Source organism: uncultured Roseobacter sp., assembly GCF_947491795.1.
In the GTDB taxonomy this organism is placed as follows: Bacteria; Pseudomonadota; Alphaproteobacteria; order Rhodobacterales; family Rhodobacteraceae; genus Roseobacter.
Map to the genome: position 1 here is coordinate 851764 of NZ_CANLKW010000003.1, position 13452 is coordinate 865215.

Sequence of the window (13452 nt, forward strand, 5' to 3'; positions counted from 1 at the left end):
AAAACAGGGAAAGGGCGCTCACAGGGGGCGCCCTTTTCAGTACCGGGTCCGGCCTTTGACATCCCCGACACACCCCATATTCTTTGCCCGGGCACCACAGCGACAGGCCCCGAGGGTAAAGCGATGGACACTGTCCCCGGCAGAGATGACACAGCAGATACCACCGTGCTCGCTGCGCAACTGGTCCGGATGGGCCTTGCCGGCGCGCATTTCGCTGACATTCTGGAAACATTCGGCACCGGCGTGAATGCCGCTGGCATCCCGCTGATGCGCGCCCATGTCACGCTGCGCGCTCACCACCCCGAATACGGCAGCCTTTCGCACCGGTGGCACCGCCAGGACGGGATAGTCTCGGAAAGTTACGAACACACCGACGAGCTGCGCGGGAACTGGCTGGCAAGCCCCCTCTATCACCTCCTCGCCCATGACATTTCTGAACTGCGCGTGTCACTGCGCGATACCCCCGCCGATATGGAGTTTGAGGTCTTTGACGACCTGCGCGCACAGGGCGGTACAGAATATCTGGCCCTGAAAACGTTCTTTTATGATCCCGGCGACAGCCTGGCGGTCGATCCGGACAGCCCGCCCGAAGGCAGCCTGATCTCGCTGACATCGGATGGTCCGGACGGCTTTTCCGACGTGCAGGCGGATGCCCTGCGGCAGCTGTTGCCGGTGCTCAAACTGGCACTGAAATCCGGTGCCAACCGGCGCATGGCCAGTGATATCGCAGATATCTACCTGGGGCGCGATGCGGGGTCGCGGGTGCTGTCGGGTGACATTCTGCGCGGCTCTGTGCGGCGCCTGGATGCGGTGATCTGCTACTTTGACCTGTCGGGCTTCACGAGGCTGTCAGAGACCCTGTCCGGCCCCGACATCATCGCCATGCTCAACGACTATTTCGGCGTGGCGGTTGATGTGGTCCAGAACCACGGCGGGAACGTGCTCAAATTCATGGGCGACGGCATGCTGGCGATCTTTGACGTGACCACAAATGAGGATGCGGGTGCCAGTGCCGTACAGGCCACCGTGGCTCTGCGCGAAGAGCTGGCCCTGATCAGCAAGCAGCGCAGCGACAAGGGGCTGACCGCAACCGGCTTCACCGTCGCCCTGCACAGCGGAGAAGTGCTCTATGGCAATATCGGTGGGCGCACACGGCTTGATTTCACGGTGATTGGTCCGGCGGTGAACACTGCCGCGCGGCTTTCGGGCATGTGCGCCCATGTGGACCAGAACATCGTGATTTCCGCCACTGTGGCACGGCCACTGCTGACCCGTCGCAACGATCTGGTCTCTCTGGGTCAGTACCGGCTGCGGGGCGTGGCCGAGCGCCAGGAACTCTTCACGCTGGACTGACCCTGCGCGGCCCGGCACCCCACATCCGAAAAACGTGATCGCGCCGCGCCACCATTTGTGTTGACCGGTGACCGGGGCACCGCCAGGCTGGGTTCATCAGAAAGGAGCCTCCATGCACAGAATTTTCAAAGCGGCCCTCGGCCTGTTGCTGGCGCCCCTCGCCCTGCCCGTTTCGGCATCCGAGGGAACGCGCATTCAGGTCACGGGAGAGATCATCGACACCTGGTGCTATTACTCCGGCGTGATGGGCGGCCCCGACGCGGTGGTCGGCTCTGCGCATCACACCTGCGCACTCTGGTGCTCGGCGGGCGGCATTCCCGTCGGTCTTCTGGCCGAGGATGGCACCGTCTATATGGTGCTCAAAATCGAACAGGACGCGGGCTCTGCCAGCGGCGACACCCAGCTCAGCCTGGCAGCACACACCGTCACCGCCGATGGGATGCTCTATGAACGCGACGGTCTGAACTATCTGGTGGTCAGCGAAGTCGTCAGTGACCTGGATATCGCCAACATGACCCACGAGGACTATGGCACCGTTCCCCCCTTCTCCTTTCCGGATCCGAACAAATGAGAAAAACAGCCCTTTTGCTGGCCCTGCTGGCCAGCCCCGTCACAGCCCAGGATTTCTCCGAAGGCTCTGAAGCAAAAACCTGGAACCTCTATGCAGAGGTCCCCGCCCGGTTTGAGGCGACCGTCGTGGATGTTCTGTGCGAGCTGACCGGCGACTGCCCCGCCGACTGTGGTGCCGGAACCCGCCAGCTCGGTCTTGTGCGCAGCGCCGATGATGTGCTGGTTCTGCCGATGAAGAACAGCCAGCCCGCCTTTACCGGTGCTGCCGAGGAACTGCTGCCCTTTTGCGGCCAGACGGTCGAGGTCGACGGGCTGATGATCGAGGATGAGGATCTGGCGGTGAACAACGTCTACCTTGTGCAGCGCATCAAGGCCGGCGACGCCGACTGGATCAAGGCCAACACCTGGACAAAGAAGTGGGCGAAAAAGTACCCGGAGGCCAAAGGCAAAGGACCCTGGTTCCGTCGTGACCCGCGCGTCAAAGAGGTGATCGGGCGCGAGGGATATCTGGGCCTGGGCCCGGAGGCAGACGCTGCTTACGCCGAGGAGAACTTCTGATGCGGCTGGCGGCGCTGGCACTGACGGGCGCGCTTGGTGCCAGCGCGGCGACCGGCGGCACCGGTACGCCGCTGCCTTTTGACATCGGCGGCCCCTATGAGCTGACCGATCAGTACGGCCAGACCAGGACCGAGGCCGATCCCGATGGCCGCGCGCAGCTGCTCTTTTTCGGCTATGCCAACTGCCAGAACATCTGTTCGGCGGCCCTGCCGGTGATGGCCGGTGTGGTAGACACCCTGGCCGCCGAAGGGATCCAGGTCACCCCGGTGATGATCACCGTGGCCCCGGATCAGGACAGGGTCGACACCATGGGCGCACCGCTGGCCGCAATCCATCCGGATTTCATCGGGCTGACCGGCACAGACGCTCAGCTTGCTTCCGCCCGTGATGCCTTTTCGGTCGAGGTGGAGCCGCTGTTTCAGGACCCTGAATATGGCTGGATCTATTCACATGGCAGTTTCGTGCATCTGCTCGATGCACAGGGCGACATGCTCACACTTTTGCCGCCCGTGCTGAGCGTCGGAGAAACCGCGCGTATCCTGCGCGGCTATCTCAGCGCCGAGGGCTCATAAAAAAACGGACGACCCTTTAAAGGCCGCCCGCTGATACTCGTTACTCTTTTACATCGCGCCTGGTCAGGCCGCGTTTTTCACACTACGGAAAAATTCGTCGACCTGATGTTCGGCGTCGGCTTTGGCAAGCCCGTATTTTTCCTGGACAAGGCCCACGAATTTCTCGCGCTCACCGCTGGCTTCGGAAATCTCGTCCTCTGTCAGCTCGCCCCATTTGCTTTTAATCTCGCCGGTCATCTGCGACCAGTTGCCTTTGATGATGTCCCAGTTCATTGGTCTCTCCTTCGTCGTTGTGTCTCAGTTGAGCCAGGCACATGCGCATCACATGCTCTTGCCACAACAACGTGTCCGCAGAGCAAAGAGTTCCAAAAAAATCGCAGAAAAACCGGAGGCGTCCGTCAGGGGGCGGAATCGTCGCGCCTCTCACCCGGTTCGGGTGTCAGATCATAAGGGGCGGCAATATCCCACACATGCCCCGGCACCATGTTCTTGACCCGGGCGGGCATCTGCCGGCGCAGGTGCAGGATCGTTTCCGCCGCTTTCATCTCCAGCCGGGCACGCGCAAATTCCAGCCCCCGCGGTCCGGTGCGCGGCTGCAGCCAGCTGACCACCGGGCGCAGCCAGTCGGGCATCCGGCGCAGCGGCAACCCGCCTGCGGCCCGTGCCGTATTGGCGATGAACCCTTTGACAGCACCAGCGCGTTTTCCCGCAGATCCCGGCGCGCTCAGGACAATCCGGTCCCCCAGCGCCGCCAGTATCTCGGCCCCCCGCGCGTTGCGCACAAGCAGCCACTGATCGCCCTCGCCACCCATATAGCCCACGGTGATATCCGCCAGCGCATTGGTATAATCCACGCAGGTCCGGCAGGTCAGCGGAAAGAAATCCTGCGGCAGGTCCGAGATGGGCAGCGACAGAAACGGAATGAACCGCACCCGCCCATCCGCATAGCGCAGCTCAACCCGGTAATCGGCGCGAAACTCCAGATAGGTGATGCTGTCCGGATCCTCGTCCAGCAGCGCCAGAAAGCTGTGAAAGTTCTCGGTTGTTGTATTGTCCGAACAGGGCGTGCCGATCACATAAAGCGCCTCCAGCCCCAACTGTTTCTCCAGCCGGCGCAGCGCATAGATCTGACAGGGAATGCCAATCACGGCCAGCCGCGAAAACCCGCGCGCCTGTGCCTCCTCCAGCAGCGCCAGCAGCGGCGCATATCCCATGCGCATGCCCCGCGCTGCTGCCATGCCCTCGGGGTCGGTGATCAGGGCAGGCACCGGCCGCCAGCGGTCGTGGGCGTCGGGCACCATGGTCAGCACCGCCTCCACAGCCCCATCCGTCAGCAGTTGCGCGCCCAGCGCTGTGGTGATCCCTGTCCATTGTGCGCCCTCGGTGGCCGGGGTCAGGCGGGCGCGGTGCATGGCGTGAAAAGGCCCGAAAAACCGCTCGTCTCCCTCCCGACGCGCCCGCCCGTGCACCTGCTCTTCCATGGCTGGATAATCGGGTGCGATAAACTGGCAGGCCCGCCCGCAGTCTTTTGCGTTTTTCATGCGCGACAGGCCGCAATCGGTGCACAGGCCCCGCTGTGCCGGCTCTGCCAGATCGGGCGTGATAATCACGTGAACTGCTCGTTGATCAGGCGTTCCTCCAGCCCGTGGCCCGGGTCAAACAGGATCCGGTGCGCCACCGAAGGCTCGGAACGGATTTCCACCGTGACCACACCGGTGACCGATTTGGCATCGGCCTCGGCCATCACAGGGCGCTTTTCCGGTTCCAGCACATCAAAGCGCACCGTGGCATCCTTGGGCAGCAGCGCGCCGCGCCAGCGCCGGGGCCGGAAGGCGCTCATGGCGGTCAGCGCCAGCACCTCCGAGCCGATGGGCAGAATAGGGCCATGGGCCGAATAGTTATAGGCGGTCGAACCTGCGGGCGTGCTGACCAGCGCCCCGTCACAGACCAGTTCGGCCATGCGCAGCCGGTCATCAATGGTGATCTTCAGCTTGGCTGCCTGGGGGCCCGCGCGCAGCAACGAGACCTCATTGATCGCCAGGGCCTCGACCACCGTGCCATCCGCCTGCGTGGCCCGCATGCTCAGCGGGTTGATCACTGCCTCTTCGGCGGCGGCCAGCCGGTCGCGCAGGTCAGTCTCGGAATAGGTGTTCATCAGAAAGCCGATGGTGCCCCGGTTCATGCCATAAACCGGCGCATCCAGCTGCTGCGAGGCATGCAGCGTCTGCAGCATAAAGCCGTCGCCGCCCAGCGCCACGATAACTTCTGCATCCTCGGGGGCCACGTTGCCATAGCGCGTGATAAGCGCCGCGCGGGCGGTCTGGGCCACTTCAGCGCGGCTGGCAGTAAAGGCGATTTTGTCTGGCATGGTCTTTCGCCCATCAGGATTTTCTCCCTGAAACAAGCACATATGGCGCGCCATGACCAGTGCCCAGCCACCGGGTGGGTGACAGGGGTTTCCGATGCGCGCGGGCAATGCCGCCGCAAAGCGGCAGGGCGTCGCTTTACCGCCTTTTGCCGGAGGAGCGATTAGGGTATGAGGCGCGCATATCTGCTATTTTGCCAGGGAGACTGCCTCATGAATGCCCCGCACCGCACACCCGGATTTTTCACCGAAAGCCTCGCCGACCGTGATCCGGAAATCTTTGGCGCCATCACCGATGAACTGGGACGCCAGCGCGACGAGATCGAACTGATTGCCTCCGAGAATATCGTCTCCGCCGCCGTGCTCGCAGCTCAGGGCTCGGTCATGACTAACAAATACGCCGAAGGCTATCCGGGGCGGCGTTATTATGGCGGCTGCCAGCATGTGGATGTCGCGGAAAACCTGGCCATCGAACGGGCTTGCAAACTCTTTGCATGTGACTTTGCAAATGTGCAGCCCAACTCCGGCAGCCAGGCCAACCAGGGGGTTTTCCAGGCGCTGCTGCAGCCCGGTGATACGATCCTGGGGATGTCGCTGGATGCAGGCGGCCACCTGACCCACGGCGCGCGCCCCAACCAGTCGGGCAAATGGTTCAACGCGGTACAATATGGTGTGCGCAAACAGGACAATATGCTCGACTATGATCAGGTCGCAGACCTGGCCAGAGAGCACCAGCCGAAACTGATCATCGCCGGTGGTTCTGCAATCCCCCGCCAGATCGACTTTGCAAAGATGCGCGAAATCGCGGACAGCGTCGGGGCCTATCTGCACGTGGACATGGCGCATTTCGCCGGTCTGGTCGCTGCGGGCGAGCACCCCTCGCCCTTCCCGCACGCCCATGTCGCCACGACCACCACGCATAAAACCCTGCGCGGCCCGCGCGGCGGCATGATCCTGACCAATGACGCCGATCTGTCCAAAAAATTCAACTCGGCCATCTTCCCCGGCATTCAGGGCGGACCGCTGATGCATGTGATCGCGGCCAAGGCCGTGGCCTTTGGCGAGGCCCTGCGTCCGGAGTTCAAAAGCTACATCCAGCAGGTCATCACCAACGCCCAGGCCCTCAGTGATCAGCTGATCAAAGGCGGCCTCGACACAGTGACGCACGGCACCGACACCCATGTCGTGCTTGTCGATCTGCGGCCCAAAGGCGTCAAAGGCAACGCCACAGAAAAGGCCCTGGGCCGCGCGCATATCACCTGCAACAAAAACGGCGTACCGTTTGATCCGGAAAAACCGATGGTCACCTCCGGCATCCGTCTGGGCAGCCCTGCGGGCACGACACGCGGTTTTGGTGAACCGGAATTCCGCCAGATTGCAGACTGGATCATCGAAGTGGTCGACGGTCTGGCCGCCAATGGCGAAGATGGCAACGCAGCCGTCGAGGCCAAGGTAAAGGCCGAGGTCGAAGAGCTCTGTGCGCGCTTCCCGATGTATCCCGGCCTCTGATCACTAGAACCTGAATACCCTCTTAAAAAGGGCCCTGCATATCTTGTGCGGGGCCTTTTTGGTGACAGACCTCAGCCTTCTGCAGGTCGGGGGTGACGTTCACGCGGCAGGGCGTCGATCTCGCGCGGCTGCAGCATACGCGACTTCACCCGGCGGCTCGACTTCACGTCGCAGGCGGGCGATTCCCCAAACTGGTGTGACTGTCCCTGCAGGTCCGTAAACCCCCAGCGGGCCACCACAAGCTGGAAAATCTTGACCTCTTCGCCGTCGTCATCGGCATAATACTGGTGCTGCCAGGCCCCTTTGATCTGCACAGGCAGGCGGATGGCATCCTTGGGCGGTGCGGGGCGGCGCTCCGCCGCGGCGCGCTGCGCGGCCAGGCTTTCCAGCGCCTGCAGCGTCTGCGCCAGCGGGCCGGTGTCCAGCGCCCGGCGGCCGGAAAACAGGGTCACAATCTCTTTGTCCTGCTGAAAAAAGGCCCGCGCCAGAAACAGGTATTTTCCGGATCGGTGAAACCCCGGCACGATCTCCACCCTGATCGGCCCGCCATAGGTGCGGAACAGGTCGCGGTCTTCCTGCTCTGGTGTCTCGCCCAGACGGCCGATAAAGTTTTTATTCATGATACGGGCAGGTCCTCGCGCCTTCTTGCTCAGTCAGCGCCCCCGGACTGTGAGTAGTGTGCAAACCTTAACAAAATCTTATTACGGACCGTCTCAGACCAGCCAGACTGGCGCATGGCGGCAAAATCCGCTACCTCCGGGCTCATGCTGAACTACACCGAGACCGGCGCGCCGGACGCGCCCACCGTCATAATTGTCCACGGGCTATACGGCTCCGGGCGCAACTGGGGTGTGATTGCCAAACGGCTGTCCGACCGGTTCCGCGTGATCACACCGGACATGCGCAATCATGGTATGAGCCCGCGCACGGACAGCCATTCCTACCCGGATATGGCCGGTGATCTGGCAGAGCTGATCGCCCATCTGGGGGGGCCTATGCATGTGGTTGGCCACTCGATGGGGGGCAAGGCCTCAATGCTGCTGGCGCTGACCCGGCCCGACCTGGTGGCGCGCCTGATCGTTGCCGATATCGCGCCCGTCTCTTACGGCCACAGCCAGATCCAGTATATCAATGCCATGCGCGCTGTGGACCTCTCCAAAGTCACCCGCCGGTCAGAGGCAGAGGCACAACTGGCCCAACTGGGTGTGGAGCCTGCCCTGTGCAGCTTCTTTACCCAGTCGCTGGATGTACCAGGCAAAAAATGGCGGCTGAATCTCGATACACTCGCGGCAGAGATGGACAAAATCCTTGGCTTTCCGCAGGTTGACGCACGTTTTGAAGGTGACACCTTAATTCTGTCCGGTGCCCTGTCTGACTATGTCCAGCGCGACCACAGGCCAGAGATCAAACGCCTCTTTCCGCAGTCACATTTTGCAAAACTGCCAGGTGCCGGTCACTGGCTGCACGCCGAAAAACCGCGCGCCTTCGAAGCAGCGGTGCGCACCTTTCTCGCAGGCTGACGCCACCCCCGGCCCGCCGCCGGAACAAAGACCTGTGGAATCGCCCATTCCCCCTTGCGCAGCGGGTTCTCATGCCTATAACGCAGGACAATTTGGACACATGGGGGTGTCTGATCAACAGGGGGCCGCGCCATGCCAAAGAGAACCGATATCAAGTCGATTATGATCATCGGAGCGGGGCCCATCGTGATCGGTCAGGCCTGCGAATTCGACTACTCCGGCGCACAGGCCTGCAAGGCGCTGCGCGAGGAAGGCTACCGGGTCATCCTGGTCAACTCCAACCCCGCCACGATCATGACCGACCCCGGTCTGGCGGATGCCACTTATATTGAGCCGATCACGCCCGAAATGGTCGCCAAGATCATCGAAAAAGAACGCCCCGACGCGCTGCTGCCGACCATGGGGGGCCAGACCGGTCTGAACACCTCGCTCGCGCTCGAGGAAATGGGCGTGCTCGACAAATACAACGTCGAGATGATCGGCGCCAAACGCGAGGCCATCGAGATGGCCGAGGACCGCAAACTCTTCCGCGAGGCGATGGACCGGCTGGGCATCGAAAACCCCAAGGCCACCATTGTCACTGCTCCCACAGATGCCAATGGAAAGAAAGACTTGGCCGCCGGCATTAATGCGGCACTTGAAGCTCTGGAAGAGGTCGGCCTGCCCGCGATTATCCGCCCCGCCTTCACCATGGGCGGCACCGGTGGCGGCGTCGCATACAACCGCGATGACTACGAGGCGATCTGCCGGTCGGGCATGGATGCGTCTCCCGTCGGTCAGATTCTCGTCGATGAATCGCTGCTGGGCTGGAAAGAATACGAGATGGAGGTGGTGCGTGACACGGCTGACAATGCCATCATCGTCTGCTCGATTGAAAACGTGGACCCGATGGGCGTGCACACCGGCGACAGCATCACCGTGGCCCCGGCGCTCACGCTGACGGACAAGGAATACCAGATCATGCGCAACCACTCGATCGCCGTGCTGCGCGAGATCGGTGTGGAAACCGGCGGCTCCAACGTGCAATGGGCCGTGAACCCGGTCGATGGTCGTATGGTCGTGATCGAGATGAACCCCCGTGTGTCGCGTTCCTCGGCGCTGGCCTCCAAAGCCACCGGTTTCCCGATTGCCAAAATCGCCGCCAAACTGGCCGTGGGCTATACCCTGGACGAGCTGGACAACGACATCACGCGGGTGACCCCTGCCAGTTTTGAGCCGACCATCGACTATGTGGTCACCAAGATCCCCAAGTTCGCCTTTGAGAAGTTCCCCGGCGCCGAGCCGAACCTGACCACTGCGATGAAATCCGTGGGCGAGGCCATGTCCATCGGCCGCACCATCCACGAGAGCATGCAGAAAGCACTGGCCTCGATGGAAGAGGGCCTGAGCGGATTTGACGAGATCGACATTGACGGCGTGGGCGTGGCCCACTGGGAGAGTGACGGCGCCAACAAGGCCGCCATTGTCAAAGCGATCAGCCAGCAGACGCCCGACCGTTTGCGCACCATCGCCCAGGCCATGCGGCACGGGCTGTCGGATGATGAGATCCACGGCGTGACCATGTTTGACCCATGGTTCCTGGCCCGTATCCGCGAGATCGTCGAGGCCGAACGCGGGTTGCGCGACGCCGGGCTGCCCCAGGATGCAACCGCCATGCGCCGGCTCAAGATGATGGGCTTTACCGATGCCCGACTGGCCGCCCTCACCGGTCAGACCGAAACCGCCGTACGCCGCGCGCGTACCGATCTGGGCGTGACGGCTGTTTTCAAACGCATCGACACCTGCGCCGCCGAGTTCGAGGCGCAGACACCCTATATGTACTCCACCTACGAGGCACCCGTCTTTGGCGAGGTCGAATGCGAAGCGCGCCCCAGCGACCGCAACAAGGTGGTGATCCTGGGCGGTGGCCCCAACCGGATCGGCCAGGGGATCGAGTTCGATTACTGCTGTTGTCACGCCTGCTACGCGCTGACCGATGCGGGCTATGAGACGATCATGGTCAACTGTAACCCCGAAACCGTTTCAACCGACTATGACACCTCCGACCGGCTCTATTTTGAACCGCTCACTTTTGAGCACGTTATGGAAATCCTGCGCGCCGAGCAGGAGAACGGTACCCTGCACGGCGTGATCGTGCAGTTTGGCGGCCAGACACCGCTGAAGCTGGCCAACGCGCTGCATGACGCGGGCATCCCGATCCTGGGCACGACACCCGACGCGATTGATCTGGCCGAAGACCGCGAGCGTTTCCAGCAGCTGGTCCAGGGTCTTGGTCTGAAACAGCCCAACAACGGCATCGCTCATTCCGACGCCGAGGCGCTGGAGATTGCAAAGGACATCGGCTTCCCGCTGGTGATCCGCCCCTCTTATGTGCTGGGGGGCCGCGCGATGGAAATCGTGCGCGATCAGGCGAGCCTTGAGCGCTATATCACCTCTGCTGTGGTCGTCTCGGGCGACAGCCCGGTGCTGCTCGACAACTATCTCTCCGGCGCGGTGGAGCTCGACGTCGACGCGCTTTGTGACGGCAGGGACGTGCATGTCGCCGGGATCATGCAGCATATCGAAGAGGCCGGCGTGCACTCCGGTGACAGCGCCTGTTCCCTGCCGCCCTACTCGCTCTCTGCGCAGATCATCGAACGGGTGAAAGAGCAGACAGAGGCACTGGCCCGGGCGCTCAACGTTGTGGGTCTGATGAACATCCAGTTCGCGATCAAGGACGATGAAATCTACCTCATCGAGGTCAACCCGCGCGCCTCGCGCACCGTGCCCTTTGTGGCCAAGGCGACCGATTCGGCCATCGCCTCGATTGCCGCGCGCATCATGGCCGGCGAGCCACTCAGCAACTTCCCGCTGCGCGCACCCTATGACGCCGATGCCGCCTATGAGGCCGTGCTGCCGCTGGGCGATCCGATGACCCTTGCCGACCCGGACATGCCCTGGTTCTCGGTCAAGGAGGCCGTTCTGCCCTTCGCCCGCTTCCCGGGCGTGGACACGATCCTGGGGCCTGAAATGCGCTCCACGGGCGAGGTCATGGGCTGGGACCGTGACTTCCCCCGCGCCTTCCTCAAGGCGCAGATGGGCGCAGGCAACCCGCTGCCCACTTCCGGCTGCGCCTTTATCTCGATCAAGGATGCGGACAAGACAGATGACATGCTCTCAGCTGCAAAAATCCTGCTGGAGCAGGGCTTTACCCTGGTTGCAACCCGCGGCACGGCCCAATGGCTGAACGAACATGACCTGACCTGCGGCACGGTGAACAAGGTCTACGAGGGCCGCCCGGATGTCACCGATATGATGAAGAACGAAGACATCCAGCTGGTGATGAACTCCACCGAGGGCACCCAGGCCGTCGAGGACAGCAAATCCATCCGTTCCATCGCGCTCTATGACCGCATCCCTTATTTCACCACCGCTGCCGGTTCCTATGCCGCAGCTCTGGCGATCCGCGCCCAGGCCGACGGCGATGTCGGGGTAAAATCGCTGCAAGGGTGAAGTAGTTCACAGACTTTCCACTTTAAAGGGAGCAGGCTCAGACAATCACAACCGACTTGGAGGTCGTCATGAGTCTGTCTACCCAGGAATTCAAAGCGCTGCGCCACCCGTCTGAAGCCTTCAGATTTACCCTTACACTCTTTGTTCTCGTCCCTGCTGTCATCATCGGGTCCGTGATCGTTATGGCCACCTCGGGCATTGCCCTGATTGTGATCCCCACGGTTATTGTGACCCTCTGGTTCGCTGTGCGTCTTTTTGCGGCCAACCACCTGAACAACTCCATCGAGTGTTCCGAGCAGAATTTCCCCGAAGTGATCCGCGCGGTCCAGGACGCCAAAGAGTACTTTGGCTACAAGGGCGAGGTCATCGCCTTTGTCGTTGACGAGGGCGATTTCAACGCAAAACTCGTCATGCTGCTGCGGCGCAAATATCTGATGATCAATGCCGGCATACTCTCCGAACCTGACAGCGACGCGCAGATGCGCTTTGTCGTCGGCCGCTTTGTGGGCGCGCTTGCCACCAAAAAGTACCGCTTCATGTGGCTCCAGGCCGTTCTGTCGTCGGTCGAAAGACTGATGATCTTTAACCTGCTGCTCTATCCCTATGAACGTTCGACGCAGCTCTCGGGCGACCAGATGGGTCTGGCCATGATCAACGGCAATCTCGACGCAGCACTCAACGCTATGATGCGCATGACCGTCGGCAACAGCCTGGCCAACCGGGTCAGCATCGAGGGTTTTGTGGAACAGGGCCAGCGCCACGGACACGGGTTCTTTTCCTGGCTGGTCCGGGCCCTCTCGACCTTTCCGCATAACACCAAACGGGTCGAGAACCTGATCGAGTTTGCCGAAGTGCTCGAAGCCCGGCAGACGGTCGTCCGCACCCCGCAGCATGTCGCGCAAGGCGACAAAACGCTGATGCCCCTGCCCGCCTGACCCGGGACCGGCCCGCGTTCCATCCGGGGCGCGCGGCCTGCCCTGCGGCATGGTGGCCGGGGCCCGTCACGGCCGCCCCACAGGTCACAGGCCGGAACGGGGCCGCAAATATCCGGCCTGGAATGATGCGGCCAGATGCGCCCGGGCGGTCAAAGACCCCATCCATCCGCCCCGGCGCGCTCTGCAACAGAAAACCGCGCGCGCCCCTGGCGTCTGGTTCAGATGCCGAACCTCTCGCAATGCGACACAGGCTGACGGCGATGTTGGGGAAATCACTGCAGGGGCACAAACAGCACACGCCTCCGGCTGTTGAACGCAGTGTTCTGCCGATGCAGGGCGGCAAACAGGCCTTTCAGCCAAGTACCGCTGGGCACCCTCTTTTCAGGGCCTCTTCGCCCTGGCTCATGTCTGCTGGCATGATGGCGGCAGAACGCTAAAAACCACTTGGATTTTGAAAGAGGATTTGTGGAAGCATCAGTCTGCAACTTTTTCGGGCCCGTCAAAACGGTGTGTTCCTGCAAACTACCTGGCGATTAAAAGGGCTGATCATTGCAGAGATGCAGATGACACACACAATC

The 13452-nt window shown here is 62.1% G+C and carries 12 protein-coding genes; 8 read left to right on the forward strand and 4 right to left on the reverse strand.

All coding sequences use genetic code 11. The annotated features are described in order from the left end of the window. Positions 1-123 precede the first annotated feature (123 nt). From Q1A34_RS15935 to Q1A34_RS15950, 4 genes are all read left to right on the forward strand, one after another. Complete coding sequence (locus Q1A34_RS15935; RefSeq protein ID WP_300036313.1) at positions 124-1353, forward strand: adenylate/guanylate cyclase domain-containing protein; 1230 nt, start codon at positions 124-126, stop codon at positions 1351-1353. A 112-nt stretch (positions 1354-1465) separates the two neighbouring features. Continuing rightward, positions 1466-1924, forward strand: a complete 459-nt coding sequence (locus tag Q1A34_RS15940; RefSeq protein ID WP_300036316.1) for a hypothetical protein — start codon at positions 1466-1468, stop codon at positions 1922-1924. Then, positions 1921-2481 carry a hypothetical protein gene (locus Q1A34_RS15945; RefSeq protein ID WP_300036319.1) on the forward strand — a complete coding sequence of 187 codons (561 nt, stop codon included), beginning with the start codon at positions 1921-1923 and terminating at the stop codon, positions 2479-2481. The genes Q1A34_RS15940 and Q1A34_RS15945 overlap by 4 nt, the downstream gene beginning before the upstream one ends. Further along, positions 2481-3053, forward strand: a complete 573-nt coding sequence (locus Q1A34_RS15950; protein WP_300036322.1) for an SCO family protein — start codon at positions 2481-2483, stop codon at positions 3051-3053. The genes Q1A34_RS15945 and Q1A34_RS15950 overlap by 1 nt, the downstream gene beginning before the upstream one ends. Positions 3054-3116: 63 nt before the next feature. Here the strand turns inward: Q1A34_RS15950 and Q1A34_RS15955 are convergent, their stop codons facing one another. From Q1A34_RS15955 to Q1A34_RS15965, 3 genes are all read right to left on the reverse strand, one after another. Next, positions 3117-3326: a CsbD family protein gene (locus Q1A34_RS15955; RefSeq protein ID WP_300036324.1), complete on the reverse strand. Its 210-nt coding sequence runs from the start codon at positions 3324-3326 to the stop codon at positions 3117-3119. A gap of 125 nt (positions 3327-3451) precedes the next feature. After that, positions 3452-4660, reverse strand: a complete 1209-nt coding sequence (locus tag Q1A34_RS15960; RefSeq protein ID WP_300036732.1) for a Coenzyme F420 hydrogenase/dehydrogenase, beta subunit C-terminal domain — start codon at positions 4658-4660, stop codon at positions 3452-3454. Continuing rightward, the gene (locus tag Q1A34_RS15965) at positions 4660-5421 is read right to left on the reverse strand and encodes an NAD kinase (RefSeq protein ID WP_300036327.1); all 762 of its coding nucleotides are present in this window, start codon (positions 5419-5421) and stop codon (positions 4660-4662) included. Before Q1A34_RS15965 ends, Q1A34_RS15960 begins: the two co-directional genes overlap by 1 nt. Positions 5422-5631: 210 nt before the next feature. Here Q1A34_RS15965 and glyA point away from each other — a divergent pair, with 210 nt between their 5' ends. After that, complete coding sequence (gene glyA / locus Q1A34_RS15970; RefSeq protein ID WP_300036330.1) at positions 5632-6927, forward strand: serine hydroxymethyltransferase; 1296 nt, start codon at positions 5632-5634, stop codon at positions 6925-6927. Positions 6928-6998: 71 nt separating this feature from the next. Here glyA and Q1A34_RS15975 read toward each other — a convergent pair whose 3' ends face one another. Then, positions 6999-7547 carry a hypothetical protein gene (locus Q1A34_RS15975; RefSeq protein WP_300036333.1) on the reverse strand — a complete coding sequence of 183 codons (549 nt, stop codon included), beginning with the start codon at positions 7545-7547 and terminating at the stop codon, positions 6999-7001. A 144-nt stretch (positions 7548-7691) separates the two neighbouring features. On the opposite strand from Q1A34_RS15975, the gene Q1A34_RS15980 reads away from it, so the two are divergent. From Q1A34_RS15980 to Q1A34_RS15990, 3 genes are all read left to right on the forward strand, one after another. Next, positions 7692-8447: an alpha/beta fold hydrolase gene (locus tag Q1A34_RS15980; protein WP_300036336.1), complete on the forward strand. Its 756-nt coding sequence runs from the start codon at positions 7692-7694 to the stop codon at positions 8445-8447. Between the two features lie 132 nt (positions 8448-8579). Then, the gene (carB, locus tag Q1A34_RS15985) at positions 8580-11939 is read left to right on the forward strand and encodes a carbamoyl-phosphate synthase large subunit (RefSeq protein ID WP_300036339.1); all 3360 of its coding nucleotides are present in this window, start codon (positions 8580-8582) and stop codon (positions 11937-11939) included. A 68-nt stretch (positions 11940-12007) separates the two neighbouring features. Further along, positions 12008-12874 carry a hypothetical protein gene (locus tag Q1A34_RS15990; RefSeq protein WP_300036342.1) on the forward strand — a complete coding sequence of 289 codons (867 nt, stop codon included), beginning with the start codon at positions 12008-12010 and terminating at the stop codon, positions 12872-12874. The last annotated feature ends 578 nt before the right edge of the window (positions 12875-13452 follow it).

What these genes read in the sequence shown, in the direction of transcription:
- Q1A34_RS15935 (WP_300036313.1), top strand. Translation starts at nt 124, where the DNA reads ATGGACACTGTCCCCGGCAGAGATGACACAGCAGATACCACCGTGCTC.
- Q1A34_RS15940 (WP_300036316.1), top strand. Translation starts at nt 1,466, where the DNA reads ATGCACAGAATTTTCAAAGCGGCCCTCGGCCTGTTGCTGGCGCCCCTC.
- Q1A34_RS15945 (WP_300036319.1), top strand. Translation starts at nt 1,921, where the DNA reads ATGAGAAAAACAGCCCTTTTGCTGGCCCTGCTGGCCAGCCCCGTCACA.
- Q1A34_RS15950 (WP_300036322.1), top strand. Translation starts at nt 2,481, where the DNA reads ATGCGGCTGGCGGCGCTGGCACTGACGGGCGCGCTTGGTGCCAGCGCG.
- Q1A34_RS15955 (WP_300036324.1), bottom strand. Translation starts at nt 3,326, where the DNA reads ATGAACTGGGACATCATCAAAGGCAACTGGTCGCAGATGACCGGCGAG.
- Q1A34_RS15965 (WP_300036327.1), bottom strand. Translation starts at nt 5,421, where the DNA reads ATGCCAGACAAAATCGCCTTTACTGCCAGCCGCGCTGAAGTGGCCCAG.
- glyA (WP_300036330.1), top strand. Translation starts at nt 5,632, where the DNA reads ATGAATGCCCCGCACCGCACACCCGGATTTTTCACCGAAAGCCTCGCC.
- Q1A34_RS15975 (WP_300036333.1), bottom strand. Translation starts at nt 7,547, where the DNA reads ATGAATAAAAACTTTATCGGCCGTCTGGGCGAGACACCAGAGCAGGAA.
- Q1A34_RS15980 (WP_300036336.1), top strand. Translation starts at nt 7,692, where the DNA reads ATGCTGAACTACACCGAGACCGGCGCGCCGGACGCGCCCACCGTCATA.
- carB (WP_300036339.1), top strand. Translation starts at nt 8,580, where the DNA reads ATGCCAAAGAGAACCGATATCAAGTCGATTATGATCATCGGAGCGGGG.
- Q1A34_RS15990 (WP_300036342.1), top strand. Translation starts at nt 12,008, where the DNA reads ATGAGTCTGTCTACCCAGGAATTCAAAGCGCTGCGCCACCCGTCTGAA.